We start from the raw sequence: 25,536 nt of genomic DNA, 5'->3' as shown, positions 1-25,536 counted from the left end.
CAGGTGCTGCCTGGGCCTGGATGAGGCTCTCACCGCAACGCCTGATGGCCGCCGCCGCCCTCCTCGTGGCGCTCTGCGCCGGAGGGGCCGTGCATTTTGCCCTGCGCGCCCCCGTGCTCGGCCTGCGGCTCGCCGCCGACACGGCGGAGGGGCTGCGGGTGCTCGAGGTGGCACCGGACTCACCCAACCAGGGCCGGGTGGCCCCCGGAGACGTGCTGCGCGCGGCCCTCACGCCTGCGGGGGCCATTGCCCTCGACGCGGACCTGCTGGTGGAGGAGCCGGACCAGCTCGGGACGTGGGCGCGCTACAACGGCTTCATGGCGCGCCAGTCGGCCCTCGCCGGGCTCCTGGCGAAGGGGACGCTGGAGGTGGAGCTGGCCGAGGGCGGGCGCAGGACGCTCACCCACCGCCCCCGGCACCTGACGGAGCTGCCCGTCCTGTTCTGGTGGCAGGTGGCGGTGGGCGCCATGGGCTTCCTGCTGGCCGCGGGAGTGCTGGCCTTCCGCGTCACGGACTGGCCCGCCCGCCACTTCACCCTCTCCGGCCTCGGCTTCCTGCTCTTCTCCAGCGCCGCCGCCGTCTACAGCACGCGCGAGCTCGTCCTCGACGGCGGGCTCTTCCTGCGCCTCTCCTCGCTGAACCAGTACGGCGCCCTGCTCTTCACCGGGGCACTCGCGGCGCTGCTCGGGTGCTACCCGCGCCGCCTGGGCCGGCGGCCCGTGCTGCCGCGGGTGCTCTACGCGCTCACGGCGGTGGGGTACCTGGCCTTCTTCTTCCAGTGGGCGCCGGACCTGAGCGGGCTGCCTGCCTTCGTGCTCGGCCTCTTCTCCACCACCTTCGCGCTGGCCTTCGTGCAGTGGTGGGGCACGCGGGGACGACCCGCGGAGCGCGCGGCGCTCAAGTGGTTCCTGCTCTCCATCTACCTGGGCACCTGCCTCTTCGCGGGCTTCGTCCTCATTCCCAGCGCGCTGGGGGTGCCGCTGCCCGCGAGCCAGGGGCTGATGTTCGCCGTCTTCCTCTTCATGTTCGCGGGCATCGCCCTGGGCATCACCCGCTACCGCCTCTTCGAGCTGGACCGGTGGTGGTTCCAGGCGTGGAGCTGGTTCCTCGGCGGGCTCGCGGTCATCCTGTTCGACTTCGCGCTGGCCGCCTGGCTGCGCCTCTCGCAGGTGGGCGCGCTCGGACTGTCCCTGGCGCTGGTGGGCTGGGTCTACTTCCCGCTGCGCCAGGGGGTGTGGTCCTGGTGGCAGCGCAAGGCCAGCAACGACCGGGAGAATCGCTTCGGGCAGTGGATGCTCGCGCTCTTCTCCACCACCCGCGAGGACACGCTGCGGGCGCAGTGGCACGCCGTGCTGCGGGGCGAGTTCGCGCCCCTGGAGTTGCTCGAGACTCAAGGCACGGCGCCCGGGGTCCGCGTGGCCCAGGACGGCCTGACGCTCACGGTTCCGGCGTTGCGGCCCGGGCACGTCGTCACGCTGCGCCACCCGGCGCGGGGCAGCAGGCTCTTCCGCCGCGAGGACGTCACCGCCGCCGAGGTCCTCGTCGGCATGGGCCGGCGCGCGCTGGAGGCCCAGCGGGAGCGCGAGCAGGGGGCGCTGGCCGAGCGCGGCCGCATCATGCGCGACCTCCACGATGACCTGGGCGCCAAGCTCCTCTCGCTCGTGTACATCACCAGCGGTGGCGAGGGCGAGCAGCTCGCCCGCTCGGCGGTGCGGGACATGCGCGACGTGCTGGACGCCCTGGAGGCCGCGCCCTGCTCGCTGGCCGAGGCCGTGGCGGACTGGCGCTCCGAGGCCCAGGCCCGCGCGGACACGGTGGGCTTCCGCCTGGAGTGGCTCACCGCCGAGGAGCTGCCGGAGGGGCTCGCCGTCAGCGCTCGCCAGCGCACCAATGTGGGCCGCATCCTGCGCGAGGCCATCACCAACGCCATCAAGCATGCCCGGGCGCGGCACATCACGGTGCGCGTCGCCCTGGGGGTGGACAGGCTGGAGCTGTCGGTGGAGGACGATGGCGCCGCCGGTGCCGGAGAGCCGGAGCGCTGGGGTCCGGGCGTGGGCACGCGCGTCGTCCAGCAGCGGGCCGCCGACCTCGGGGGCTCGGCGCGGTGGGAGCAGGGGGCGCGGGGCTGCCGGGTGGAGGTGGACGTTCCGCTGGAGGGGGCCACGCCCGTCGCGCTCGCGCGGGCTCAGTAGCCGTCGACATTCACGAGGCCCCGGCGGGCGGCCTCCAGCGTGGCCTCGGCCCGGGTGGAGACGTTGAGCTTGCGGTAGAGGTCCTTCACGTAGCCGCCCACCGTGTGCCGGCTCAGTGAGAGCGCGTCCGCCGCGCCGGCGATGGTGATGCCCTTGGAGAGCAGGGTGAGGACCTCCACCTCGCGCGGAGTGAGCACCTCGTCGGGTGACTCCGGGGCCGGCCCGGAGAAGAAGCCGAGCAGCCTGCGGGCGATGGACGGGGAGAGCGGCGGGTTGCCCGCGACAATCCCCTGGAGCAGCTGCACGAGGTGCTCGCGCGACTGGTCCTTGAGCACGTAGCCCTGGGCCCCGGCGCGCAGCGCGGAGAAGAGCTGCTGGTCACCGTCGAAGATGGTGGTGACGATGCGCAGCGTGCCCGGGTGACGCTCCTTGAGCTTGCGCAGCACGTCGAGCCCCGAGCCATCCGGCAGTCCCAGGTCCACCAGGGCAATGGACGGGGAAGGCGCCCCGTTCAGGCGGGTGAGGGCCTCCTGCACGCTCCCCACCACCTCGACGCGGATGTCTGGAAAGGACGCCATCAGCACGGCCTTCAACCAGCCCTGGGCATCCGGCATGTCCTCGACGACGAGTCCCGATTCCATCGCTTCCACGAACCCCTCCCGCGCTTGAGCGCGCACTGTAGCGGACGCCTGCCAGGGCAGCGACGGGCCCGGCAACCCCGCGTTCACGGGGTACTCACGCAAGAGTCATCTTGTCATCATCCCTGGCGTCTCTCGTTCCGAGAGCGTTTTTGTCTGTCTTGTGTGCCTTTGCACGCGGCTGGACTGTCAAAAGGGGTTCATCGTGAAGAACACTGTGCGTCTGGTGGGGGCGGGTCTGCTCGTGGTCGGTCAGCTGGCGTGTGGCGGTGAGGTGGAGGGCGTCGAGGAGGCCCAGCCGGAGAGCCAGCCGGCGATGTCGGAGCTCCACGTGAGCAAGAACGGGATGCGCGTGACGCCGGAGACGAAGGCGCCCGAGGCGCAGCCGGGCCGCGTCCACCAGCTCGGCCCCGCGCCGAACCTGACCTCGGTGCAGGTCATCGCGGTGTGCTCGGAGGCCTTCTACAACACCTACGCGCCCTATGACTGCGAGGACGTCACCGCCGTCTCCACCACCGGCTTCAACCACGGCGGCGCGTGGATGGTGACGATTACCAAGGAGATGGGCTACCGCGCCTGGCACACCTCCACCCTGGGCGGCTACGCGATGTCCGAGTACTACAATGACCCCATCCTCAACATCTACAACGAGATGATTGGCTGGTACCGCTACTGGGAGACGACGAACGGCCAGCAGAGCGGCCTGTTCAAGTACACCGCCGCCTCCATCAACACCTATACCCAGTACTCGGACCAGGTGACGGTGCAGTAGCAGTCTCAGGGGGGGACCTGGGCTGGGGCGCCCCGTGCGCCCCACTCCAGCGTTGGACGTCAGGAGGCGAGCGACCGCGTGGGGAATTTCCTATCCTGCGTCCCGTGCGAATCGCCCTTCTTCTCCTGTGTGTCGCGCTGAGCGGATGCAAGGCCCGTGACGCTGGTGGCTTCGTCTCCTCGCGTCGGGCCCCCGAGGCCGCACCATGAAGCGTGTGAAAATCGTGGTCGTCATCCTCGCGGTGGCTGCTGCCATCGGTGCCGGGCTCGCATGGCGGTCCACGTCATTCCGTTCCGAGCAGTTCCTCATCTCCGGCCGCCTGCCCAGGAACTGGACGAGCCGCGAGAGTCCGGGCTCGCTGGGGTTCTCGGTCTCGCGCGCGGACGCAAATGGTCGGTCGTCGCGGGGCGCGGGCGGAGTGAGCGTCGTAGCTGACGCGGACGGCACGCTCGATCGGCTCCGGAACAGACCGCCTCCGACGTACCAGGTGGCCGAGGTCACCATCGACACGCAACCTGCCTTGCAGGTGCAGACGCCGACGGAGCGCTCCTACTACGTGAAGAACCCCCGTGGGGACCTGCTCAACATCCGGTTCGTGACCGAGACTGTTTTCGACACCGAGATTTCCGTCGAAGAGATCGACGGGCTCATGTCGAGCCTGCGCTTTCTTCCAGCGCCCACGGTAGCTCCCGAGGCCCGGTTCGTGCTGCGCGGTGAGGTGCGCCTGCTCGTCGGCGACTGCATGCCTTCGCCCGGCCACGGCCCCGGGCCCAGCTGTAAGCAGCAAAAGGTGCGGCGCGAGGTCGTCGTCCGCGGGGCAGGGCCGGGCCTCTCGGCGGGTGACGTCGTCGCGCGCGTGCAGTCAGATGAAGACGGAGACTTCGAGCTCGAGCTCCCGCCCGGCCGCTATCACCTCTTCGCCATCGAGGATGGAAAGGAGTGGTGCAAGAGCACGGGTCCGTACGGACCATGCGGCGTGCGAATCATCGACCGGGACATCGAGAAGTCGGTGGAAATCGACCGCGCGGTGCACTGAACGCCGACTTCAATCACGAGCTGGACTCGTCCAAGCCGTGAATCAGTGCGGAACGGTCGAAGCAGGTCGTTTTCGTGCGACGCCGTCATGGAGGGGGCGTTCCTTCCGTGAACGCTCCAGCCCCACCGCCCATGCCCCCCAAGAACCTGCCGCCGCTGTGCCTGTTCCTCCTTATCGCCTGTAGCGGTGGCTCTGGACCGTCCCCCGCGCCGACACCTCCCCCCCCACCGCCTTCCGGCTGTGACGCCACGGGCCTCGCCGTGACACTCGCCGCGCCTTCGGAGCCGGTGACCACGCGGGGTGAGGTGTCCGTGGCGCTCACGGTCTCCGGGCAGGCGGAGAAGGTGCAGCTGCTGCGTGACGGCCTGGTGCTGGCGGAGCTCCCCCCGCCGTACACCTACGCGTGGGACACGACGTCCGTGGAGGATGGCACCTACTCCCTCCAGGGCCGGGCCACCTGTGGCGCCGCGCAGGTCCGCAGCGCCGCGCAAACCGTGGTGGTGGACCACACGCCGCCGTCCCTCATGGAGCGCTCACCCGCGCCCGGCGGGGAGGCCGCCACGGGCAGCCTCGTCCGGGTGGACTTCTCCGAGCCCCTCCTGCCCTCCAGCGTCACCCCGGACGCCCTGACGCTGCTCGTGGACGGACAGCCCGTGGCCGCGACGCTCGGCCTGTCGCAGGACGGCCGCACGCTGACGCTGACCCCGGCGCAACCGCTTCGGCCCCCGGCGCGTGTCGAGGTGACCCTGGCGGCGGGCCTGACGGATGCGGTGGGCAACGCGCTGGTGCCTCCCGCGCCGTGGGCCTTCTCCGTCCCGCGCTGGCTCGCCGCGCATGGAGTCGTGCCGGCGCCGGGCTTCTATGGGCCCTACGCGCAGCTTCCCCTTCTCCAGCTCGATGGCGCGGGCCGGCCCGCGGTGGCCTTCCGCGCCGCGAACAGCCCCACCGGTTCACACCAGCTCCGAAGCTGGCGCTGGACGGACCGGGAGTGGACGGAGTTGGAGGACGTGGGCGGCTCCCAGGTGCTGGCCGTGGCCTTCGCCATGGGGGCGGGAGACCGCGTCCTGCTCGTGGACCTTCTCGAGGTGGGCGGGGAGCGACTCGACATCCACTACTTCACGCCCTCCGGCACCTACCTGGACGACTACATCTTCTATTGCCTCCAGCCCGCGGCCGCGATGGGACCCCAGGGCCCCGGCCTGGTCGCCTGCGTGTATCCGAATGTCTCGGACACCCCGGACTACATCGCCATCCTGGGCTCGGACGACAGCGGCACCGTCGACATCCCCTCTCTGGAAAGCGACCTCCAGGACGTGAAGGGCTTGAGCCTTCCCGCCCTCGCCGTGGACGCGGAGGGCCGCCCGGTGGTGGCGGCCTTGAATGGACACGGCCACCTCGTCGTGAGCCGCTGGAATGGGAGGGCGTGGACGCAGCTCGGGGCCAGCCTTCCGACCCGCGGCTTCAGTGGAGAGCCCACGGTGCGCGTGGACGCGTCCGGACGGCCCGTCGTGGCCTGGCGTGAAGCGGATGACGGCGGAAGCCGGGTGTTCGTCCACCGGCTCGTCGATGGCGCGTGGGCGCGGGTCGGGCCCCTGACCGCGGTGGCCGCGCCGCCCGCCTCGGCTCCCTCGCTCGCGATGGAGTTGGACGGACAGGGCCACCCGGTGTTGGCGTGGACGGAGGCCGGCGACTCCGCGAAGGTCCAGGTGTGGCGTGCCTCCAGCTCGGGGTGGACGTCGCTGGGCGCGGTGTCGCGCGCGGGCGCGGACGTCCTGGTCGGGCGGGACGCCCTCGTGGTGGATGCGCGCGGTCAGCCCGTGCTGGCCACGGTGGTGCGCGCCGGGAGCCGCTCGGACGTGCAGCTCTGGCGCCCCAACCGCCTCGATCCGTAGCCAGGTTGGATGCCCCTCCCCTGCCCCAGCCAGCGAGCATAGAGGGCTGGGGCTGAGACGGCCCCGCCCCACCCGCCGCAAGGAGGGGGGGCGGCGCTCATGGTCAAAGCCTCTCATCCATTTCGCGGGGTGCGCGCTCCTACCTGCTCCCCGGGTATGACTCCTCCATCGACAGCAGGGTGATGTTGCCGCCCTCCAACGGCGCGTCGAGGCGGTAGCCGGTGTCGAGCACGAGCCGGATGGACCCGCCCTTCCCTCCACGGCCCTCCGTCAGCTCGAGCCGGAACCAGTGCCCGGGCTTGTGGTTCACGGTGCACGTGCCGAAGAGCGTGGCCGTGCCCTCCGACAGGCCGAAGGCCTGCAGCTGTGCGCTGTGCAGCGACAGCTGGAGGTCGTGGTCATGGAAGGTGAAGTGACCCACCGGCTGGAAGGTGCCCGGCGCCATCAGCGCCGCCACGCCGAAGGTGGCCTTCTTCCGCGCGAGCCTCGCCCAGCCACCACCCGTCACCAGCCCGGAGGTGTTCACCACCGTGAAGGTGCGCGTGACGGTGGTGGCGTTGCCCAGCCCATCCCTGGCGGAGACGACCAGGGTGTGCTCCCCCGGCATCAGCCCGACGACCTCCTCACCGGAGGTGACCGGCGCACCGTCGAGCGTGGCCGTCAGCTCCGCGACGCCGCTCCACGCGTCCTCGGCGCTGAACTCGATGCGCTGCGTGCCGTAGGGATGGGTCTCCAGCCGAGGCGAGGAGACAGAGATTGCCGGAGGGTCCGCATCCACTCGCACCAGCGCCGCGAATTCCTCTCCGAAGTCCCCACCGCGCGCGTCCGCCTTGGTCATCGTCAACCGGAGCGGGTACAGGCCGCTCACCGCGGGTGCCACGAGCGGAACGTCGAACGTCCGGGTGTCCCCCGGGTGCAGGATGTCCGTCTCGTCGATGGAGATGCGCTCGGGCGCGGAGAACTCCGGCTGTCCCTCCAGGACGCGCAGCTGCCACACGGTGTAGGCCGCGTACGCGCCGTTCATCCAGCGGCGGCCCCAGTTCCACGTCATGCCCTCGTTCTGGAACGTCACCGACGCGCTGAGCGCCTGGCCGGGGCCGACCAGGGCCGGCACCGTGCCTGCCACGAGCTTCGAGGCGAGGCGCGGCCTGGGGAGGATGTCGAAGTAGCGGCAGACGCCCTCGTACAGGCCCCAGGCCGACGTCGCCTGGAAGATGGGGTCCTGGAGGAAGAGGTTGTCCGGATACCACTTCCAGCTGTCGTGGAAGGCCAGCTCGATGAGCGCCGCCGGCATCTGCGCCTCGCGAATCTCACCGAAGTTGGAGGTCTTCACCCCACGGTCGTTCCACCGGGAATAGCCGCCGTAATCGAAGGGGGCCGGATAGGGCGCGTAGTAGGGCCACTCGGGGACGCCACCCGCCGGGTAGGGATTCACATAGGCCTGGCGGCCGTAGCCGTCGTCGAAGTACTCGCGAATGGACTTCACCGCGCCCTCGTTCAGCGCGGCGGCGAAGCGCTTCGCGCTCGCCTCCAGGTGCGGATACTTCGCCGTGTACCAGTAGGTCTCCGTGCCCCGGGCCTGGCCCTCCCCGAAGGCGTTGGTGTGGAGGCTGATGGAGAGGTCCGCCCCGACGTGGTTCGCGTAGTACGGCCGGGCCCGGATGTCCTTGTCGCGTTGGTCGAGCAGGCTCGGCTCATCCCAGACCCAGCGCGGGACCCCGTGCTCCTCGAGGTGGTACTTCGCGGCGACCTGCATCTTCGGCAGGGGGAAGGCCGCGTTCGGATAGCCGAAGCGGCTGTAGTCATAGAGGCCCGCGTCGTCGGAGAGCTCGCGCGTGACGAACACCTGCGCGCCGGAGGACTCCAGGTATTCCTTCATGAAGCGCATCACGTGGATGGTGATGTCGTCCTCGTAGATGGAGCCCCACTGGAGGCCACGGTTCCAGAAGTACTCGTCGCTGGGGGTGTAGCGGCTGCCCGTCCAGTCAGAGGGAAGCCGCGTCGCGGGGTTGGGGCCGGTGAACGTGCGCTGCGCACGGACCCAGCGCCGGTTGGTGGCGTCCCAGTAGCTCCCGTGGCTGGGGTGCAGGGCAATCTTCCTGCCCTGGAGCTCCAGCGAGAGTGCGTCCACGGGCGTCTGAGCGGGGGCGAGGCTGCGCGCGTCGGCGGCCGGGGGCGCCGAGGACGCCGGCAGGTACTTCCAGAGCGGCTGGCCGTCGACGAGGATTTCGAGCTCGCGAAGCTCGCTGAAGAAGTCCAGGCCCGCGAGCAGCTCACGCGTCATCTCGTCAGCCTGCTCGTCACCGAGCCCCCGCGCGACGGCGTCGGAGCTGAGCTCCACCACGACACGCGCGTCCCGCACCTGCACGCTCAGCACCCGCGTGCCGGAAGGGAACGCGGACCGCTCCGCGACGATGCGCTCGAGGTTTCGCTGCACGTCCAACTGCGCGAGCACCGGCGCTGCAACCAACAAGACCGCACATGCCAACGGGATTCTCATGCTGTACCCCAAACCCAGGAGAGTGGCGTTTAGATGGGAATCCAGCTTATGCCCGGATGGAGCCCGGGGCGGGGACAGAATCCTCCCGGTGTGACCGAGACTGAAACCATCGAGGCCTTGCTTCAGACGCTCAGCCGGCGCTGTCAGGGACCTCGGCGAGCACGAGATGCTCGTACGGCGCGAGCGGCTCCTCGTCGAGCCCGTGGGGCGTGAGAAAGCGCTCACGGAGCCTCCGCGGGGTTGGCTGGTCCAGGACGCGGTACCCGGCCGCGGTGAGAAACGCAGGGACCGCGGAGGGAGCGATTCCCCACCGAAGGGGTTCGCCTGCGAGCCGGAGCGCGGACCTGATGGCCCGCCCGAGCAGGCGCCCGGCAACGAGCAGCCGTGGCTGGCCTTCCTCATCCGAATCCATGGAGCTGAAGGCCAGCCGACTTCCAGGGCAGGTGCAGGCGCGCACCTGGGCGAAGAACGCGGAGACCTGCGCGGGCGCCAGGTACATGAGGAGCCCCTCGGCCACGACGACGCTCCGGACGTCTGCGCGCCAATCCGCCGCCCCCAGGACCGCCTCCAGCGACGTTGTCGCGAGGTCCGCCGCGAGGACGACATGGTTCGGACGCGCGAGCCCCCCACCCTGGATGCCGGCGCGCTTGGGCTCTGCCGTAGCCGGGGCATCCACCTCGACACACGTCACGTCCGGATGACGACGGGCCACGCTCACGGCCAGGGGGTCGAACCCGGCGCCGACCACGAGCACCTGTCGCGCTCCCTCGGCGATGGCCTGCTCGACGACCTCACTCATCCAGCGCTTGCGCACCCCGAACCATAGGAGTTGCCCCCGCCCGAGAAGGCTTTCGGTGACTTCATAGAACCGCACCGTCAGGCGCGTGCGCAGCAGCTCGACGTCCAATCGCCGGACCGCACCGGACGCGCGCAGGATGGCCTCCGCCGCTGCCGCCGCGCCCGAGGGCAGCACGGGCGCGAGCCGGGGCACGGAGTCCAGCAGCAGCATGAAGCCAGCAATCTTCGTCGCGGTGCGGCTGGGTCGTTCGCTCGGCATGGGTCACCTCAGCCGCGCCGGTTTGTCCGACCCTCGTCCGAGCTCGCCATCGGTGTCAGACACGGAGCTCCCCCTTGACGAAGGCGAGCTTCGGACTTCGGAACCCCATCGCAATCCACGCGCCGAGGAGCTTGACGAAGAATGAGACCGACTGCCGCTTGCCGTTCGGGACGTCATCGGGAAGCACCGAGCCGGCCGGAAGGTCACTTGTCATCGTCCGCAGTTCGAGCGGGGGCAGCGTTCCCACCGACCAAAGGCAGCCATAGAGACTGAGCCAGTGGCCGTTGCTGAACTCAAGGAAGACCGGCGTGTTGCAACAGGTGGCGACGACCCGGCGGGTCTTCGCCTCGGGCGTGAGGCGGAGCTCCTTGAGGTCGTCGGTGCCCTCGAGGAAGCGGACGCGGTCCTTGCGGTAGAGAACGAAGCGCGTCCCGCCGTTTGTGTCCAGAAACGGCGGGGCCGCGGGAAGAGTCTGTATCCTGGCGCCGGCCGCACGGCAGCTATTGCAATAGCACTCGGCGCTGACAATCGGCGCTCCCTCCACCTCGAGATTGACCTGCCCGCAAACGCAGCCGAGTTGAGTGGTCCGTGTCATGACATCGCATTCTCCTCCATTTCCCGCTTCGAGGGCGGAAAGCTGGCCGAGGACAACGCGTACGTCGACGCCTCGAACCCTCAATCCTCGTATCGGGCCCCGTACATCGAGGGGCCCTCGCGGACAGTAGGCCCCAGCGTGCCCGCTCAGTACCTACATGGGGATGAAACTCGCCCCTGTCAGGCACACGCGCGCCCGCCTTTTCGAGAACGACTTCCTCGAGTCCTGCTCGAAAGTGCACCCCCGCACGCCGCTTCTCTTCTGGGGGCCGGTGGTGCTCGGGCTCGGCGGCTGGTCAATCCATGCGAAGGTGACGACCTGGCTCGCGCTGCTCGGTGGCTTCATCCTCGGTGTCTTCGTGTGGATGGGCATGGAGTATGGGCTGCACCGGTTCATCTTCCACTGGGAAGGGCGGGGGCGGCGGAGCCGGCGGTTTCACGAGATTCTGCACGGCTACCACCACCGGCATCCGGACGACACGGAGCGGCTGGTGATGCCGCTGGGTGCGAGCATACCGATAGCGGTGGTTGTCAGCGCCGTGCTCTGGGCATTCCATGCGCCCTGGCTCACCGTGCCGTGCTTCTGCGGAATCGTTTCGGCGTACCTCGCCTACGACTACACGCACTACTTCTCGCACGCCCGCAGGCCGCGCACCGCGCTGGGCCGGCGCCTGCGTGCGTACCACCTGGCGCACCACTTCGTCTGTCCCGACAAGAACTTCGGCATCACCAACTCCTGGGTGGACCGATGCATGGGCACGTCGCGAATCCCGGGCGGCCACGACAGGGCCACGCGGGGACACCCGGCCCTCTCACCGTCGGAAGGACCTCCCCCGCGCGACGCGGACCGTACGTCGCGGTGAAGGGCTCGCGCCGTCATCGAACGTCGGCGCGTCGCCAGCGGAGCGTCAACCTGGGTCCCGACGCACAAGCTACCTGACGGGGCAGGAGCAATGTCGGGCGGTCATCACAGGTCTCACCCGCGTTCCGAATCTGACTATCGGGTTCTCAGAAATGAGTCGGCACGGAAGACATCCGGCCATCATTTCCGTCCATGCCCACCTCACATGCGCAGGTTGATCGTCGTTCGTATCCGCGCCTCCAGGCTCCGCTGTATTCGCGGCCGGCGCGGCTGCGGTTTGGTGCGAAGCAGCAGGTGCAGGACATCAGCCGGGGCGGTGCCCGCATCTACTCCGACGAATTCCATGCCCAGGACAGCCAGCTGGAGCTGGAGCTCTTCCTGTCGGATGGCAACTCGCTGGAGTGCACCGCGCACGTGGTGTGGGTGACGAAGCTTCCCCCCGGAGCCGTCGCCCGCTACGAAGTGGGGCTGGCCTTCCTGGACGGACCGCCCACCATGCTGACGCGGCTTCAGCCGCTGCTCGTTCCCGACGCGCTGGACTCCTGAGGCCCTGCGCGCGGAGTAGCCCCGACGAGGACACCGGAGGCTGGTACTCCACCAGCCAGGCAGGCGTCCTCCCACCCGGGCGCGGCGTCCCTCCCCGCCATCCGGCGTTTCCCGGGCTCCAGAAGGCACACCGCCCTCCCCGGACCGCATCGCTCCTGGCATGCTGCGGCGACGCCCATGCCCACGGCCGAAGCCACCTCCCCTCCTCCCGACAGCGGCCCGGTGCTCCGGGTGGCGCAGGTCGTCCCGCGCACTGAGGCGGAAGGGCCGGGAGTGCGCTTCTCGCTGTGGGTCCAGGGCTGTGCCCTGCGCTGCCCGGGCTGCTGCAACCCGGAGATGTTCGCCTTCGAGCGCGGCACCGTCATGTCCGTGGAGTCCCTCGCGGCCCACGTCCTGGCCACCCCCGGCATCGAAGGCGTCTCCATCCTCGGCGGCGAGCCCTTCTCCCAGGCCGCGTCCCTCGCCGACCTGTGCGAGCGCGTCCGCGCGGCGGGCCTGAGCGTCATGGTCTTCAGTGGCTACACGCTCGCGGAACTGAAGGCCCAGGCCCGACCCGAGGTGGAGCGGCTGCTCGCCACGCTGGACCTGCTGGTGGACGGCCGCTACGAGAGGGACCAGCCGGAGTCGCGCCGCCGGTGGATTGGCTCGCTCAACCAGGTCATGCACTTCCTCACCGGGCGCTACTCGCCGGACGAGCCGCGATTCACTTCGCCCAACACGGCGGAGATGCACCTCGTCGAGGGGAAGCTCATCATCAACGGCTGGCCCGAGCTCGCCAACCGGCTCCGCCCATGATTCGCGTCTCCACGACCGAGCACGAGCTGCTCACGCTCGCCCGCGCCATCATGGGCCTGGGGCAGTACGCCCCCGTCGAGGACCTCCTCCGAGACCGCCACCTCACCGTCCCCGAGCGCCTCAGCCCCGGCGCGATGCACGCCCTGCGCGACACCCTCTCCAAGGGCGCCGTCCTGGCCCTCGCCCGCTGCGGTGGCTGGCGGAAGCGGCGCCACCTCGACGGCGCGCAGGAGCGCTCCAGCCGGCTCTGGGAGCGGCACCCGCCGCCCGCGCTCCACTTCTCCCCGCTGAGCTTCCACGCCCTGCGGTGGCTCCTGGAGCAGCCGCTGGTGAAGCACGGGTGCAAGTCGCTCGACGTCGAGGGGACGCCCACCGTCGCCGACGAGCTGTTCCTCTACCTCTGCTGCCGCCTCGTCGCCGGCACGCCGTGCGCGAAGTCCGTGGGCGCCCAGGCCCTCTTCCGGCGCTCCGTCCTCTGCTGGCTCGGCTACCCGGAGCTGCTCGGGACAACGCCCCCGAAGCTCACCGCCGAGGCCTTCGCTCCGCTGCTCGCGAACGGGGCCTGGCTGCTGGAGGCCCTGCAAGCCGACCTCGCGCACCGCTGGCGTCGCGTGGAGGAGTCCAAGCGCTTCCTCTTCGACCCCTCGGACCTGGTGAACCTGGGCGCCACGCAGGAAGCCGTGCTGTCCTCCTTCCTCGACGCCGTGGACTCCGCTGGACGCAGGGACCTCGCCGGCTTCCTGCTGGAGGCCGGGCGTCCCCTGCTGGAGCAGCCCGCGTCGCGCTGGGTGGAGGGCCTGTCCCTGACCACCTCCCTGGGCGTGCGGGCCACGGCCGCCCGCGCGTCGGGGGCCTTCTTCCGAGTCCTCGGCAGACTCACGCGCTGGGACGCGGAGCACCGCGCCGTGCGCTTCTTCGACGACGGCTACGAGGCCGCCCAGCTCCTGCTGTCCGAGTGGAGTCCCTTCGGCGAGGCCGGCTTCCGCCGCGCCGCGGACCTGGAGCGGGAGCTGTCCTCGTCGCTCACGACCGCCAGCGGATTTCCAGCTACCCTTCCCCCTCCTTCCTCCGAGAGCGCCCCATGAGCCGCGCCTACCGTGTCTCCGTCTCAGAGTCCCTCAACCGCGTGGTGCAGGCCGAGGACGGCATCTGCTCCAAGCTGGAGCTGCTCCCCCTGCTGTCCCGCGAGGAGCTGGCCGGGCTGCTCGCGGAGGAGCTGGCGGGCCGGGGCTTCACGCGTGAAGGCGACGTGGCCCTCCGCACCGAGTCGGACGGCGTCCGCATCGCCGTGGACGTCACCACCGGCGACGTCAGCGTCACCCTCTCCGAGGAGGCCGAGGTGGAGCTGAAGGCGAAGGGGGAGGTCACCGTCGCCCGACCGGATGACATGAAGGAGGCGGAGGTCCAGGCGCGGCAGAAGGCGCGCTCCCGGTTGGAGGACGAGGCGAAGGACGCCTCGGAGCGCCTGCGCGAGCAGCTCACCCGCCGCCTCGAAGGACGGCTCCGCGACCTCAAGTCCGAGCTCGACACCGTGTCGAACAAGGTGACAGCCGAGGCGCTCAAGGTCCGCGCCAGGCAGCTCGGCACGGTGGAGGAGATTCACGAGGACGCGGCCACCGGCTCGCTCACCATCAAGGTGCGGGTATGAGCCAGCGCATCCCCGAGGAGACGCTCCCCACCGAGCTGTCACCGTTCGCCGCCGTCGAGGCCGCCTACCCGGCGGAGCTGGGGCGCGTCGGCGAGGCGCTGCTGCGCGGCCTGCCGGTGATGATTGAAGCCGACAAGGAGCTGACGCCCTTCTTCTACAAGTGCCTGCGGGACAGGCTGAAGAAGGACGGCAAGCAGTTCCTCTACCTGGACGGCCGCACCGCGCAGGAGCCGCCGCCGGGCATGCCCGCGCCGAGCATGATGGCCACGCTCATCGCCCAGCTCCGGGACGCGGTGCGCGGAGCGGTGCGCGAGCGCATCGTCGTGCTGCCCCACCTGGATCTGCTCACCACCAGCAGCGGCGGCCTCACGTCCGAGGCGCGGGAAGTCATCCCGCTGCTGTACGAGAACCCGGAGATGGTCTGGGTGGGCTTCAAGGACCCGTCCTTTCCGGTGCCGCGCGTCATCGAGAACCTCTTCCCGCACAAGGAGAGCATCCTCGGCGTGAGCCGCGACAGGCTCCGCTACCTCATCACCCAGCGCGAGAGCCGCAAGTTCGGCCGGGGCCTCCAGCCGTACGCGCTCTACAAGCACGTGTCCGGCGTCAACGCCGTGCGGCTGCGCCGGCTGCTCGGCGCGATTACCGGCGAGGACTACCCGGCGGACCCGAGGCCCGCGTACTCCCAGCTCCGCTCGGCCACGCTCACCGGCAACCTCAGCGTGCCGGACATGGACCTGAACGCGGACATCGGCGGGTACGCCAAGGTGAAGCAGCGCCTCCAGCAGGAAATCCTGGACCTGCTCGCGCACAAGGACACGCTGAACGACCCGGAGGCGGTGAAGCGCGTGGAGGGGCTGCTGCCGCGCGGGATGATTTTCTGGGGTCCTCCGGGCACGGGCAAGACGCTCTTCGCCAAGGCGATGGCGTCCTCGCTCGGTGCGGCGGTGCAGGTGGTGAGCGGCCCGGAACTCAAGAGCCGCTGGGTGGGCGAGAGCGAGGAGAACCTCCGGCAGATTTTCGTCCGCGCCCGGCAGGCCGCGCCCAGCATCATCGTCTTCGACGAGCTGGACTCCTTCGCGGCGGCGCGTGGCACCTTCACCGGCTCCGGGGTGGAGCACTCCATGGTGAACCAGCTCCTCACGGAGATGGACGGCTTCCGCAAGGAGGAGCTGGTCTTCGTGGTGGGCACCACCAACTTCGTGGAGTCGCTGGACCCGGCGCTGCTGCGCCCCGGCCGCTTCGAGTTCCAGCTGTGCATCCCCTACCCCAACAGCACGGACCGGCGCGCCATCCTGTCCATCTACGACAAGAAGCTGGGCCTGGGGATGACGGAGCGCGCGCTGGACTACGCGGTGAAGCGCACGGGTGACCTCGTGGAGGGCACCGGCACGCGCTTCTCCGGCGACCACATCCAGGCGCTATGCCGGGCGCTGGCGCGGCGGCGGTTGCGCGACGGCACGCAGGCGCCCACCGAGGCGGTGGACGTGGAAAAGGCCCTCTCGGACTTCCTGGACCGGCCGGAGCTCACGCCCGCGGAGGAGAAGGTGGTGGCCACGCACGAGGCCGGCCACGCGGTGTGCGCCCTGTTCTGCCCGCATGCGCCCGCCATCGACCGCATCAGCATTCGCGGGGACCTGGCGGGCTCGCTCGGCTTCGTGCAGTACGCGGACCCGGCGCACCGCTACGTCGTCACGCGCGGGCAGATGCTCGACAGCATCTGCATGCTCTTCGGCGGGCGCGAGGCGGAGTCGCTGCTGCTGGACGACCTCTCCATGGGTAGCGCTCATGACTTGCAGCGCGCCACGGAGATGGCCCGCGAGCTGGTGGAGGAGCTGGGCATGGGCGGCGACGGGGTGCCGGTGCGCCGCTTCGAGGCGCCGGGACGGAACGCCGAGCGGCACGCCCTCTCGGACGCCACGCGTAGCACGCTGGAGGCCGCGGTGCAGGAGGTGCTGGAAGTCCAGCGCGCCCGGGCCCGTGACATCCTCCGCCGCGAGAAGGAGCGCCTCGTGGCGCTGCGGGATTTGCTCATCGAACGCAAGGTGTTGGACCGCGAGGCCTTCACCCACCTGGCGCCCGCCCTGGCGGCGCCGAAGAAGGAGCCCGCCCTTGGCTAGCCTCATCCTCCGTCTCCAGGTGGACCCGGCGACGGGCCGCAAGGACGTCGTCATCCAGTACGAGAGCGACTCGGACGCGCTGCCCATGGAGCACGAGGAGGAGCACCGCCGCCTCGTGGACAAGCTCATCGCTGGCGGCACGCTGAAGGCGTCCGAATTGGGCCGCGTCATCGTCCGGCGCGACACTCCGGCCGGGCAAGCCGCGGAGCCCACGTCCTCCGCCGAGGAAGTCTCCGGAAAGGTGGGCCAGAAGGCCTGATGTCCACGCTCGTCTTTCCCAGTGAGGAGGCGCTCCAGCTCGCGCTCACCTCCGGCCTCGTCCCCGCCGAAGTCCAGGCTTCACCGGCGCGCTACCGCCGGACGGCCGAGGGTGCGCTCTTCGTCACCCCGGACGTCTCCCTGTCGAAGGCCGCGCTCAAGGAACTGGCCTCACTCGGTGTCCGCACAGAGACGAAGGAGGCCGGTGCCACGTCCCCGGTGCTGTGCTGGGCGGAGCTCATCCGCTCGCGCAGTGTCCCCGTCGATGCCGCGCCCGGAGGCCCGGTGCTGTTCCTGCCGGCGGAAGCCAGCGCGCTGCTGCCCCTGGCGGGCGAGATGCTGCGGCTGGGCTGCGACCGGCAGGAGGTCTGCTTCGCGAGTGGCGGCAAGGCGGCCCCGCAACGAGCCCTGCTACGCGCGGTGGCGCCTCCGTACTTCACCCTCACGGGCGCGCTGGACCACACGGGCGGGCTGCGAGCCTTCGTGCCCGCGGTGCCGGGACAGCACTCCATCTGGGTGGAGCTGGGAACGACGCATCCGCTCGCGCGCACGCTCCAGGCCGCGCCGGGGACGCTGCTGCTCCTCCCGGCAGACGGCCGTTGGCTGACGGCGCCGGACGGGCCGTGGACGGACCTCTACCAGCTCACGGACCTGCGGCTCCCCGAGCCGGCGGAGCACTGGGAAGCCCAACCCGCGCCGGGCCGCCTCGCCGTGCCGCTGCGCCTCACCCGCGCGGCGCGCACGGAGCCGGCGAGCCTCTGGGTGCTGCGCGACAACGCGCTGGCCCAGGTGGAATCACTCGTCCACACGCTGCCGGAGGCGCTGCTGGCGCAGCTTCGCTTCGCCGTCTCCGGTCCACCGGAGGCGCCGTGCATCGTCCTGCGGGCCAGGGCGGGACGGGAGCGGCCTCCGGAGCTGGGGCTGTCCGGCATGGCCTACGCGCCGCTGCCGCAGCTCGCGGACCTGTACCTGCCGTGTGACGGGCTGCTGGAGCCGCCCGTGCGGCGAGACAGGCTGCGCGCGCTGCTCGCGCCCGAGCGGGACACCGTGACGTGGCTGCACCCCACGGGCGGCGGAGCCTTCCGCGCCGAGCGCCTGCCCGAGTCCGCCTTCCAGCCGCTCGACGCCTGGGTGGACTACGTGGTGGACACGGCCAGCGCCGCGCTGGTGCCGTGGGTGCGAGGGACGACGTTCGACTTCGACGCCTTCGAGGCAGCCGCGGGTGAGTGGCAGTCCGCCGGTGCGACGAAGCCCGAGAAGGCCGAGGAGGAGGACGACAAGGACGCGAAGACGTCGCGCCGCAACCGCCGCTCCACTCCACAGCCTGCCGAGCCTTCGCCCTCGACGGCTGGCGCGTCCACACGCGCCGTCAGGACCGCGACACCGGCCGCGCGGCTGGCTCCGCTCACGCCCTCGCAGCTCGGCGCCGCCGAGGAGGAGCTGGCGAAGCTGGAGAAGTCCTTCCTCTCCCTGGACGCCCCTGCGGACGCGGCGGAGCGGCAGCAGCTCTGGGTCCGCATGGCGGAGCTGAATGGACAGCTCGGACGCAGGCGCGACGCGGGCCTGTGCTGGACCCGCGCCGTCTGGGAGAGCGCCGGGCCCGAGGCCACCGAGCTGGCCTCGCGCTGGGCCGACGCCGAGACGGAGGGCGCCCCCTCCGCCGCCGAGCTGCTCGCGCGCGCCACGCCTTCGGACGACGACGTGCGGGCGCTCACCAGCAGCCTCGTGCGCGCGGTGCTCACGCCCGGGGGCGCGGCGCCCGGTGACGTGCCCTCGCTCCAGCGCTGGCTGGACCGGCACGACGTGGCGCTCGACGTGCGCTCGCTGTGGCTGGCGCGGGCGTCGCTGGACCGGCTCGCCGGGGGAGACCCGCTCGGACTGGCGCGCGCGGGAGACCGGCTGCTGGGGATGCTCCAGCGCGGCCTGTCGCTGGCTAGGGACGTGCCCCGCTTCCTCCGTGTCGGCACCGACGTGACGCACGCCCCACGGCTGGTGGCACAGCTGGAGGCGATGCTGGAGCGCTTCACCCGGACCACGCGCCGCCGCTCCTCCATCGAGGCCGCGCCCGCGCTCACCCAGGCGTACGTCCACTTCGTCTTCGCCTGCGGGCTGGCGCGGCTGGGGCAGGCCGACCGGGCCCGCGCGCTCGCGACCACCGCCACCGACGCGCTCGACGTGACGGAGCCCATCCACGGCTTCCTCTCGCGGGCCTACGGCGCGCGCGTGGCGCAGGCGCTGGAGGGGCTGCCTCCGGAGACGCCGCTGCCTCCGGACATCGCCGCGGAGCTGAACGCGCTGAGCACCTTCCAGCGGTACAAGGTGGACCGGCTGCGGCAGTCCTCCGCGCTGCTGGAGCCCAGCGAGCGGCTGGACCCGGCACGGGCCTTCGGGCGCGGCGCGCGGGACCTACGCGGGGAGGAGTTCGCAGCCCTGCGGGATATAAAGGATGCGGGCAAGGTCGCGGCCGAGGTGGAGGCGCTCACCGCGCGCGCCACGGCCCCGAAGCTGGCCGCTCCGGAGCGCCAGCGGCTCCTGGGAGGGCTGCTGGACACGCTGCCGCGTCTGCCCCCCGCGCGCGCCCTGCCGCTGCTGGACCGGCTGGTGGGGGCTCTGGAAGGGCTTCCTGGCGAGGCGCAGGGGCTGTTGCTGGGCGACGCGCTCACGCTGGCGGCGCTCTTCGGCCGTGCGGACCGGGCGATGGCGCTGGCGGGCCGCCTGCGCAAGGTGCTGGCGGCGCTGCCTCCCGAGTCCCCGGCGTGGGGCCAGGGCCTCCTCGGGCTGAGCCTGCGCGGCCTGCGCCGGGTGGGCCTGTCGCGCGAGGCTGGCGAGTTGGTGGACGCGGCGCGGGGGCTCCTCACCCGGCCGAAGACGCCGCTGCCGGCGCAGCTCGGCGTGGCCGCGGGACTGGCGATGCTGGGCCGCGCGGGCGAGGCGGCGCCCGTGTTCGACCGGGCCTTCGACTCGCTGACCGCCGCGAAGGGCGCCCTGCCGGAGCGGCTGGCGCTGACGCGGAGCCTGGCGGGAGCGCTGGCGCACGCGCCGGTGGAGGTGGCCATGCCCGGGCTGGCGCGGCTGTCGGAGCAACTGCCTTCGGTGACGGACAGCTACAACACGAACAGCCACTTCTGCCTCTCCGTCGTGGAGCTGGCGGACGCGCTGGTGCTGGGCCATGTGGAAGTGGGCCAGGGCACGGGTGAGCGCGCGCGGAGCTGGCTGGACGAGGACGAATTCCTGGTGCGACGGCGCATCCATCGGGAGCTGGAGGAGCGCACAACATGAGCAGTCTTCCCCGGCGCGACGAGTCGGCCGCCGTCGACCCCATCAGCGAGCTGTCCTTCGACGCGCTCTCCCGCGAGGCCCACACCCTGCGCGAGCGGCTCAACCGCTTTCGCGTGGCGCTCGGCCGGCACTTCGTGGGCAAGCAGACCCTGGTGGACCTGATGACGGTGGCGGCGGTGGCGCAGGAGCCGCTGCTGCTGGTGGGGCCTCCGGGCACGGCGAAGTCGGACCTGGTGCTGAAGTTCCGGGAGGCGCTGCGCATCCCCAACGAGGACTACTTCGAATATCTCCTGACGCGCTTCACGGAGCCGTCGGAGGTGCTGGGCCCCATCGACATCAACCTGCTGCGCCAGGGCCGCTACATCCGCCGCGAGGGCGGCAAGCTGCCCACCGCGAAGCTCGTGTTCCTGGACGAGGTGTTCAAGGCCAGCTCGGCCATCCTCAACGCGCTGCTGACGGTCATCAACGAGCGCAAGTTCTACCAGGACGGCGCGCCGCAGCCGGTGAAACTCAAGGTCCTCTTCGCTGCCACCAACGAGCTGCCCGAGCACGCGGAGCTGGGCGCGCTGAAGGACCGCTTCTGCCTGAAGGCCGCGTGCCGCCCGGTGCAGGACCGCTACTTCCTGGAGCTGCTCGACTCCGGCCTGGACTCGCAGACCTACCGCGAGATGAACCAGAAGCCGTGGGCGGAGGGGCATGCCTCGCTGGACGACGTGCTCAAGGCGCACCGCTACCTGACGCTGATGATGGGGCGGCGCGAGACGGGCCCGGACGGGAAGGAGCTGCGCGACAGGGACCTCTTCTTCCGGGACGAGCTGCTGCGCGAGTTCCGCCGGGTGGTGCAGACGCTGACGCGCGAGGACGGCGTCTTCATCAGCGACCGCAAGCTGGTGAAGCTGTACCGGCTGCTGCGCACGCGCGCGTGGATCTTCCACGGCGGCGCGGTGGAGCGGCAGGACCTCCAGCTCCTCTCCTACCTGGGCGAGAGCCGCGAGGAGATAGACCTGCTGGAGGAGAAGGTGCCCCGGCTGCTGGGCCTCACCTGAGCAAGGCATGAGCGCGGAGCTGCGAGGACCCCAGGACGCGGAGCGCTGGCTGTGCGCCGGGCTGTGCCTTGCCCGGCAGGAGGGCCCCACGCCCGAGGCCCTGACGCACGCGGTGCCCTGGCTCCTGGCCACGCTCGCGGAGTCACCCGATTTGCCCCCGCCGGCCCTGGTCTCCGACCTCGGCCGGCTCGTCTCCGGCGTCCCGCTCTCCCCCACCCTGCCCGTCCCGGACACGCTGCCCCGGCTGCGCGCCGCCGTGCGCGCCTACGACGACCACGTGCTCGCGCGGCTGGCTGCGGAGCCGCACCTGGACGCCGTGTCGTCCGCCCTGGCCCGCCTGCCCGAGCCACTCCGCCCCCGGGGCGTCGCCTTCCTCGTCGCCCGTGTGCTGACGCGCCTCGGCTACGACGCCGGCACCGCGCTGAGCCCGGCCCTGGCGCGACGGGTGCTGGACCGTCCTCCCGAGGAGCTGCTGCACGCCGGCTACGCGGCCCTTCGCGAGCCCGGAGCCGGCGCCGCGCTGGAGCGGCTGGCCGAAGGCTACGAGGCCCTGGCCAGCGCCGCCCGTCGAGCCCAGGCACTCCTCGGTGACACGGAGGCCTTCACACTGGAGAACCTGGAGCACCTCCAGGGCAAGGCGCAGCGCATGGCGCTGGAGCAGGCGGTGGAGGCAGCGGAGGCCCTCTCCCGCACCCTGCCCCCGAAGCTTCGCGCGCGTCCGGTCTCCTCCGGCCCAACACCCACCACCCTGGAGGACGAGGCCTCCTTCCCGCAGGGAGGCTTCGCGTCCGTCTCCAACGTGGGCAGCCTGGAGAACCTCGTCACCTCCGAGCTCGTCTACATGGAGGACGAGCCGAGCCTGGACCTCTTCGACGTGCGCTACGTGGAGGGCGAGCTCCTCTACTACACGCGCGACGAGAGCGTCGCGGTGCGGCGGCGGCGAGTGGTGACGTTCGCCCTGCTGCCGGAGCTCGCGGACGCGCGGGTGAAGGACGCGGGCGTGCGCTGGCAGCGCGTGGTGGTGGCGCTCGGGCTGGTGCTGTGCCTCGTGCGCCGGCTGTCCGCGTGGCTGACCGCCGAGGACCTCCGCTTCCGGGTGGTCTTCCTCCAGGACGGCAAGGGACAGCTCCCCCTGGAGCCGGAGCGCGGCCTGTGCGAATTGCTGCTGCGCGAGTGGCGCGAGCGGGGCACGGCGGAGGTCCTCACCGCCACCGACCTGGACACCGTCCTCTCCGAGGCCACCGCGAGCACGAAGCGTGCCCGGGTGGACGTGCTCCTCGTGGACGCGGCCAGTCAGGGCCCCCACGACGCGCTGGACGCCGATGCCCGGCTGGGCCTGCACCTGCTGGACCTGAGCGGGCCCTCCCCCCGCGTGCGCGTCCTGGGAAGCAAGGCCGGAATGCCTGGGCGTTCCGGGCCCACGGCCGGGCCCGCCGAGCCCCCTGAGTCCCCATGGGAGGCCTGGACTGGCACGGCGCTTGAGCTTGCGCGGGCGCTTCTCTAGCGTCCGGTCCGGGACGCGCCAGGAAGGCGCGCGGAGGACGTCCATGCCGCGGTACGAGTTCAAGGAAGGCAGCTCCAGCAAGTTCTGGCAGATCACCCTCGCCGACAACACCTTCACCACGCGCTGGGGTCGCATCGGCACGGACGGCCAGGAGAAGACGCAGACCTTCGACTCTCCCGCCGCGGCGAAGAAGGAGTACGAGAAGCTCGTCCGTGAGAAGGAGAAGAAGGGCTACGAGCTGGCCGGCGAGGGCGACGAAGGCGAGTCCGACGGTGACGAGGGCGGCGAGAGCGCGTCCAACCCGGAGCTCGAGGCCACCATCATCGCCAACCCGGACAACGCGGACGCATACCTCGTCTACGGCGACTGGCTGCAGCGCCAGGGCGACCCGCGCGGCGAGCTCATCGCCCTCCAGCACGCGGCGATGCAGGCGAGCGGCGAGGAGGCCACGAAGCTCAAGAAGCAGGTCTCCTCCCTCCTCGAGAGCCGCAAGGCCGCGCTGCTCGGCGACCTGGCGGACGCGCTGGACGAAGAGGAGCTGACGGTGGAGTGGCACCTGGGCTTCATCCGCACCGCGCGCGTGGGCCAGAAGGACTACGACTCCGACCGGGACATCGGCGAGCTGTTGAAGGAGCTGCTCGCGCACCCCTCGGCGCGGTTCCTCCAGGGACTCACCATCGGCATGGCGCACTTCGATGATGAGAATGACTACGAAGGCACCATCAGCTCCCTCACCGAGGCACTCACCGACCTGGGCGGCTCGAAGACGCTCCAGAGCCTGTTCATCGGCGACTTCGAGTATCCGGACGACACGGAAATCTCGTGGTCCCACCTCCACGACATCTCCGCCCTCTACAAGCTGCTCCCCAACCTCCGCTCCCTGCGCCTGCGCGGCCACTCCCTGGAGCTGGGCAACGTCGACCTGCCGGAGCTGCGCGAGTTCACCATCGAGACCGGCGGCCTGGCCCTCTCGGCGGTGAAGTCCGTCGCCGCCGCGAAGTGGCCGAAGCTGGAGAAGCTGGAGGTCTGGTTCGGCGCCGACAACTATGGCGCCGAGGGCGGGGTGGAGGACATCCAGCCCATCCTCGACGGCAAGGGCCTGCCGAAGCTCAAGTCGCTGGGCCTGTGCAACTCGGAATTCACGGACGAGCTCTGCAAGGTGCTGCCCCAGTCGAAGGTGCTCAAGCAGCTGGAGCAGCTGGACCTGTCCAAGGGCACGATGTCGGACGCGGGCGCGCGCATCCTCGCGGAGAACGCCGCGGCCTTCGCGCACCTCAAGCACCTGGACCTCACGGAGAACACGCTCACGGACGAGGGCGAGAAGCTGGTGGCGAAGCTGAGCCCCAGCGTGGCCGCGGGCAGCCAGCGCGAGTTCGAAGAGGACTACCGCTACGCGGCGGTCGGCGAGTAGCACCACCCGCACCACTTTTCAGGGGGACACACCATGCCGCGCTTCGAAATGAAGGAAGGCAGCTCGAACAAGTTCTGGGAAATCACCCGGGACGAAGACGTCCTCACCACCCGCTGGGGCCGCATCGGCACGGAGGGCCAGGAAAAGACGCAGAAGTTCAAGAGCTCGTGGGAGTCGCGCACCGCGTACGACAAGCAGGTCCAGGAGAAGGAGGGCAAGGGCTACAAGCGCGTCAAGCCGACGGACGCCAGCCCCAAGCCGAAGGCCAACAAGGAGCTGGAGGCGGCCATCCTCGGAGCACCCGAGGTGGCGGACGGTTACCTCGTCTACGGTGACTGGCTCCAGTCGCAGGGAGACCCTCGTGGCGAGCTGATTGCCCTCCAGCACGCGCTGCTCCAGGCGAAGGGCGCGGAGGCCACCGCGCTCAAGCGGAAGGTGGCCGCCCTCCTCAAGAAGCACCAGGACGTGCTGCTGGGTGCGCCCCTCGCGTCGATGCTCGGGGGCAAGACGCTGACGGTGGAGTGGCACCTGGGCTTCATCCGAAGCGCCCGCGTGGCGATCGCCGGCTACGGTGAGGACCCGGAGTTCCAGATCGACGAGACGCTGGCGATGCTGCTCGCCCACCCCTCCGCGCGCTTCCTCCAGGAGCTGACCCTGGGCATGGCGGACAACGAGGGAGAGAACGAGTACGGCGCGCTCATCAAGCTCATCACGAAGGCGGCCCCCAAGGCGCTGCGGAAGCTGTTCATCGGCGACTTCGTGTTCCCGGATGAGATGGAAATCTCCTGGACGGACTTGGGGAACCTCGCTCCGCTCTACACGGCTTTTCCCCAGCTCCGCTCGCTCCACCTGCGTGGCGGCGGTGCGAGCATGGGGAAGATCGACCTGCCGGAGCTGCGAGAGTTCATCGTGGAGTCCGGCGGCTTGTCCCGCCCGGCGGTGAAGGCCATCGCCGCCGCGAACTGGCCGAAGCTGGAGCGGATGGAGGTCTGGTTCGGCTCCGAGGAGTACGGGGCCGGCGGCGACCTGAAGTCCATCCAGCCCATCCTCGACGCCACCGGCCTGCCCCAGCTCAGGCAGCTGGGCCTGTGCAACGCCGAGTTCACCAACGAGCTGGTCGCGGCGCTGCCGAAGTCGCAGGTGCTCAAGCAGATTGAGTCGCTGGACCTGTCCCTGGGCACGCTCACGGACAAGGGCGCGGAGGTGATGCTGGCGAACGCCGCGGCCTTCAAGCACCTCAAGCACCTGGACCTCGACCGGAACCTGCTCAGCGCCAAGGTCGCGAAGTCGCTGGCGAAGCTGTGCGCGGGCGTGGTCATCGGCCGCCAGCGCCACGACGACTCCGACGAGGGCGACGACCGCCGCTACGTCGCGGTCGGCGAGTAGCAC

The 25,536-nt window shown here is 70.8% G+C and carries 20 protein-coding genes; 16 read left to right on the top strand and 4 right to left on the bottom strand.

Translation table 11 applies throughout. The annotated features are described in order from the left end of the window. Positions 1 to 20: 20 nt before the first annotated feature. Entirely contained in the window at positions 21 to 2,192 is a 2,172-nt protein-coding gene (locus G4D85_RS27070; RefSeq protein WP_164016896.1) for an ATP-binding protein, read from the top strand. Here G4D85_RS27070 and G4D85_RS27065 read toward each other — a convergent pair. Continuing rightward, complete coding sequence (locus tag G4D85_RS27065) at positions 2,186 to 2,833, bottom strand: response regulator (protein WP_164017083.1); 648 nt, start codon at positions 2,831 to 2,833, stop codon at positions 2,186 to 2,188. The genes G4D85_RS27070 and G4D85_RS27065 overlap by 7 nt on opposite strands. Positions 2,834 to 3,035: 202 nt before the next feature. On the opposite strand from G4D85_RS27065, the gene G4D85_RS27060 reads away from it, so the two are divergent. From G4D85_RS27060 to G4D85_RS27050, 3 genes are all read left to right on the top strand, one after another. After that, on the top strand, positions 3,036 to 3,602 hold the full coding sequence (locus tag G4D85_RS27060) for a DUF4879 domain-containing protein (protein ID WP_164016895.1): 567 nt from the start codon (positions 3,036 to 3,038) through the stop codon (positions 3,600 to 3,602). A 205-nt stretch (positions 3,603 to 3,807) separates the two neighbouring features. Then, entirely contained in the window at positions 3,808 to 4,638 is an 831-nt protein-coding gene (locus tag G4D85_RS27055; RefSeq protein WP_164016894.1) for a hypothetical protein, read from the top strand. Between the two features lie 107 nt (positions 4,639 to 4,745). Continuing rightward, positions 4,746 to 6,530, top strand: coding sequence for an Ig-like domain-containing protein (locus tag G4D85_RS27050; RefSeq protein ID WP_205525724.1), 1,785 nt, complete (start codon positions 4,746 to 4,748; stop codon positions 6,528 to 6,530). A gap of 139 nt (positions 6,531 to 6,669) precedes the next feature. Here G4D85_RS27050 and G4D85_RS27045 read toward each other — a convergent pair whose 3' ends face one another. From G4D85_RS27045 to G4D85_RS27035, 3 genes are all read right to left on the bottom strand, one after another. Continuing rightward, the gene (locus G4D85_RS27045) at positions 6,670 to 9,030 is read right to left on the bottom strand and encodes an N-acetylmuramoyl-L-alanine amidase (protein ID WP_164016892.1); all 2,361 of its coding nucleotides are present in this window, start codon (positions 9,028 to 9,030) and stop codon (positions 6,670 to 6,672) included. A 130-nt stretch (positions 9,031 to 9,160) separates the two neighbouring features. After that, positions 9,161 to 10,087, bottom strand: a complete 927-nt coding sequence (locus G4D85_RS27040; protein WP_164016891.1) for a class I SAM-dependent methyltransferase — start codon at positions 10,085 to 10,087, stop codon at positions 9,161 to 9,163. Between the two features lie 55 nt (positions 10,088 to 10,142). Continuing rightward, a complete protein-coding gene (locus G4D85_RS27035; RefSeq protein WP_164016890.1) occupies positions 10,143 to 10,682 on the bottom strand; it encodes a GFA family protein in 540 nt (179 codons plus the stop codon). Between the two features lie 163 nt (positions 10,683 to 10,845). Between G4D85_RS27035 and G4D85_RS27030 the strand changes: the two genes are divergently transcribed. The 12 genes from G4D85_RS27030 (at position 10,846) to G4D85_RS26975 (ending at position 25,533) form a co-directional block, all read left to right on the top strand. Further along, positions 10,846 to 11,544 (top strand): sterol desaturase family protein, encoded by a 699-nt coding sequence (locus G4D85_RS27030; protein WP_164016889.1) that lies wholly within the window; start codon positions 10,846 to 10,848, stop codon positions 11,542 to 11,544. Positions 11,545 to 11,735: 191 nt separating this feature from the next. Continuing rightward, positions 11,736 to 12,089: a PilZ domain-containing protein gene (locus G4D85_RS27025; RefSeq protein ID WP_164016888.1), complete on the top strand. Its 354-nt coding sequence runs from the start codon at positions 11,736 to 11,738 to the stop codon at positions 12,087 to 12,089. A gap of 177 nt (positions 12,090 to 12,266) precedes the next feature. Beyond that, on the top strand, positions 12,267 to 12,884 hold the full coding sequence (locus G4D85_RS27020) for a 4Fe-4S single cluster domain-containing protein (protein WP_164016887.1): 618 nt from the start codon (positions 12,267 to 12,269) through the stop codon (positions 12,882 to 12,884). Beyond that, entirely contained in the window at positions 12,881 to 13,969 is a 1,089-nt protein-coding gene (locus tag G4D85_RS27015; RefSeq protein ID WP_164016886.1) for a hypothetical protein, read from the top strand. The genes G4D85_RS27020 and G4D85_RS27015 overlap by 4 nt, the downstream gene beginning before the upstream one ends. After that, on the top strand, positions 13,966 to 14,532 hold the full coding sequence (locus G4D85_RS27010; RefSeq protein WP_164016885.1) for a hypothetical protein: 567 nt from the start codon (positions 13,966 to 13,968) through the stop codon (positions 14,530 to 14,532). The genes G4D85_RS27015 and G4D85_RS27010 overlap by 4 nt, the downstream gene beginning before the upstream one ends. After that, the gene (locus G4D85_RS27005) at positions 14,529 to 16,649 is read left to right on the top strand and encodes an AAA family ATPase (RefSeq protein WP_164016884.1); all 2,121 of its coding nucleotides are present in this window, start codon (positions 14,529 to 14,531) and stop codon (positions 16,647 to 16,649) included. Before G4D85_RS27010 ends, G4D85_RS27005 begins: the two co-directional genes overlap by 4 nt. Continuing rightward, positions 16,642 to 16,908, top strand: a complete 267-nt coding sequence (locus tag G4D85_RS27000) for a hypothetical protein (RefSeq protein ID WP_164016883.1) — start codon at positions 16,642 to 16,644, stop codon at positions 16,906 to 16,908. The genes G4D85_RS27005 and G4D85_RS27000 overlap by 8 nt, the downstream gene beginning before the upstream one ends. Next, positions 16,908 to 20,186, top strand: a complete 3,279-nt coding sequence (locus G4D85_RS26995; RefSeq protein WP_164016882.1) for a hypothetical protein — start codon at positions 16,908 to 16,910, stop codon at positions 20,184 to 20,186. Before G4D85_RS27000 ends, G4D85_RS26995 begins: the two co-directional genes overlap by 1 nt. Further along, a complete protein-coding gene (locus tag G4D85_RS26990) occupies positions 20,183 to 21,232 on the top strand; it encodes an AAA family ATPase (RefSeq protein WP_164016881.1) in 1,050 nt (349 codons plus the stop codon). Before G4D85_RS26995 ends, G4D85_RS26990 begins: the two co-directional genes overlap by 4 nt. Positions 21,233 to 21,239: 7 nt before the next feature. Next, positions 21,240 to 22,736 (top strand): hypothetical protein, encoded by a 1,497-nt coding sequence (locus G4D85_RS26985; RefSeq protein ID WP_164016880.1) that lies wholly within the window; start codon positions 21,240 to 21,242, stop codon positions 22,734 to 22,736. A gap of 43 nt (positions 22,737 to 22,779) precedes the next feature. Further along, a complete protein-coding gene (locus tag G4D85_RS26980) occupies positions 22,780 to 24,147 on the top strand; it encodes a WGR domain-containing protein (RefSeq protein ID WP_164016879.1) in 1,368 nt (455 codons plus the stop codon). 33 nt (positions 24,148 to 24,180) lie between these two features. Then, positions 24,181 to 25,533, top strand: coding sequence for a WGR domain-containing protein (locus G4D85_RS26975; RefSeq protein WP_164016878.1), 1,353 nt, complete (start codon positions 24,181 to 24,183; stop codon positions 25,531 to 25,533). Positions 25,534 to 25,536 lie beyond the last annotated feature (3 nt).

It is taken from the genome of Pyxidicoccus trucidator (assembly GCF_010894435.1).
Classification (GTDB): Bacteria; Myxococcota; Myxococcia; order Myxococcales; family Myxococcaceae; genus Myxococcus; species Myxococcus trucidator.
This window is presented reverse-complemented; position numbering and strand designations above follow the sequence as displayed.

Bases quoted from the DNA above. Each gene is read 5' to 3' on its own strand.
- G4D85_RS27030 (WP_164016889.1), top strand. From the start codon at position 10,846: ATGAAACTCGCCCCTGTCAGGCACACGCGCGCCCGCCTTTTCGAGAAC.
- G4D85_RS27040 (WP_164016891.1), bottom strand. From the start codon at position 10,087: ATGCCGAGCGAACGACCCAGCCGCACCGCGACGAAGATTGCTGGCTTC.
- G4D85_RS27010 (WP_164016885.1), top strand. From the start codon at position 13,966: ATGAGCCGCGCCTACCGTGTCTCCGTCTCAGAGTCCCTCAACCGCGTG.
- G4D85_RS27035 (WP_164016890.1), bottom strand. From the start codon at position 10,682: ATGACACGGACCACTCAACTCGGCTGCGTTTGCGGGCAGGTCAATCTC.
- G4D85_RS26975 (WP_164016878.1), top strand. From the start codon at position 24,181: ATGCCGCGCTTCGAAATGAAGGAAGGCAGCTCGAACAAGTTCTGGGAA.
- G4D85_RS26995 (WP_164016882.1), top strand. From the start codon at position 16,908: ATGTCCACGCTCGTCTTTCCCAGTGAGGAGGCGCTCCAGCTCGCGCTC.
- G4D85_RS27045 (WP_164016892.1), bottom strand. From the start codon at position 9,030: ATGAGAATCCCGTTGGCATGTGCGGTCTTGTTGGTTGCAGCGCCGGTG.
- G4D85_RS27005 (WP_164016884.1), top strand. From the start codon at position 14,529: ATGAGCCAGCGCATCCCCGAGGAGACGCTCCCCACCGAGCTGTCACCG.
- G4D85_RS27055 (WP_164016894.1), top strand. From the start codon at position 3,808: ATGAAGCGTGTGAAAATCGTGGTCGTCATCCTCGCGGTGGCTGCTGCC.
- G4D85_RS26985 (WP_164016880.1), top strand. From the start codon at position 21,240: ATGAGCGCGGAGCTGCGAGGACCCCAGGACGCGGAGCGCTGGCTGTGC.
- G4D85_RS27065 (WP_164017083.1), bottom strand. From the start codon at position 2,833: ATGGAATCGGGACTCGTCGTCGAGGACATGCCGGATGCCCAGGGCTGG.
- G4D85_RS27020 (WP_164016887.1), top strand. From the start codon at position 12,267: ATGCCCACGGCCGAAGCCACCTCCCCTCCTCCCGACAGCGGCCCGGTG.
- G4D85_RS26990 (WP_164016881.1), top strand. From the start codon at position 20,183: ATGAGCAGTCTTCCCCGGCGCGACGAGTCGGCCGCCGTCGACCCCATC.
- G4D85_RS27025 (WP_164016888.1), top strand. From the start codon at position 11,736: ATGCCCACCTCACATGCGCAGGTTGATCGTCGTTCGTATCCGCGCCTC.
- G4D85_RS26980 (WP_164016879.1), top strand. From the start codon at position 22,780: ATGCCGCGGTACGAGTTCAAGGAAGGCAGCTCCAGCAAGTTCTGGCAG.
- G4D85_RS27015 (WP_164016886.1), top strand. From the start codon at position 12,881: ATGATTCGCGTCTCCACGACCGAGCACGAGCTGCTCACGCTCGCCCGC.
- G4D85_RS27070 (WP_164016896.1), top strand. From the start codon at position 21: ATGAGGCTCTCACCGCAACGCCTGATGGCCGCCGCCGCCCTCCTCGTG.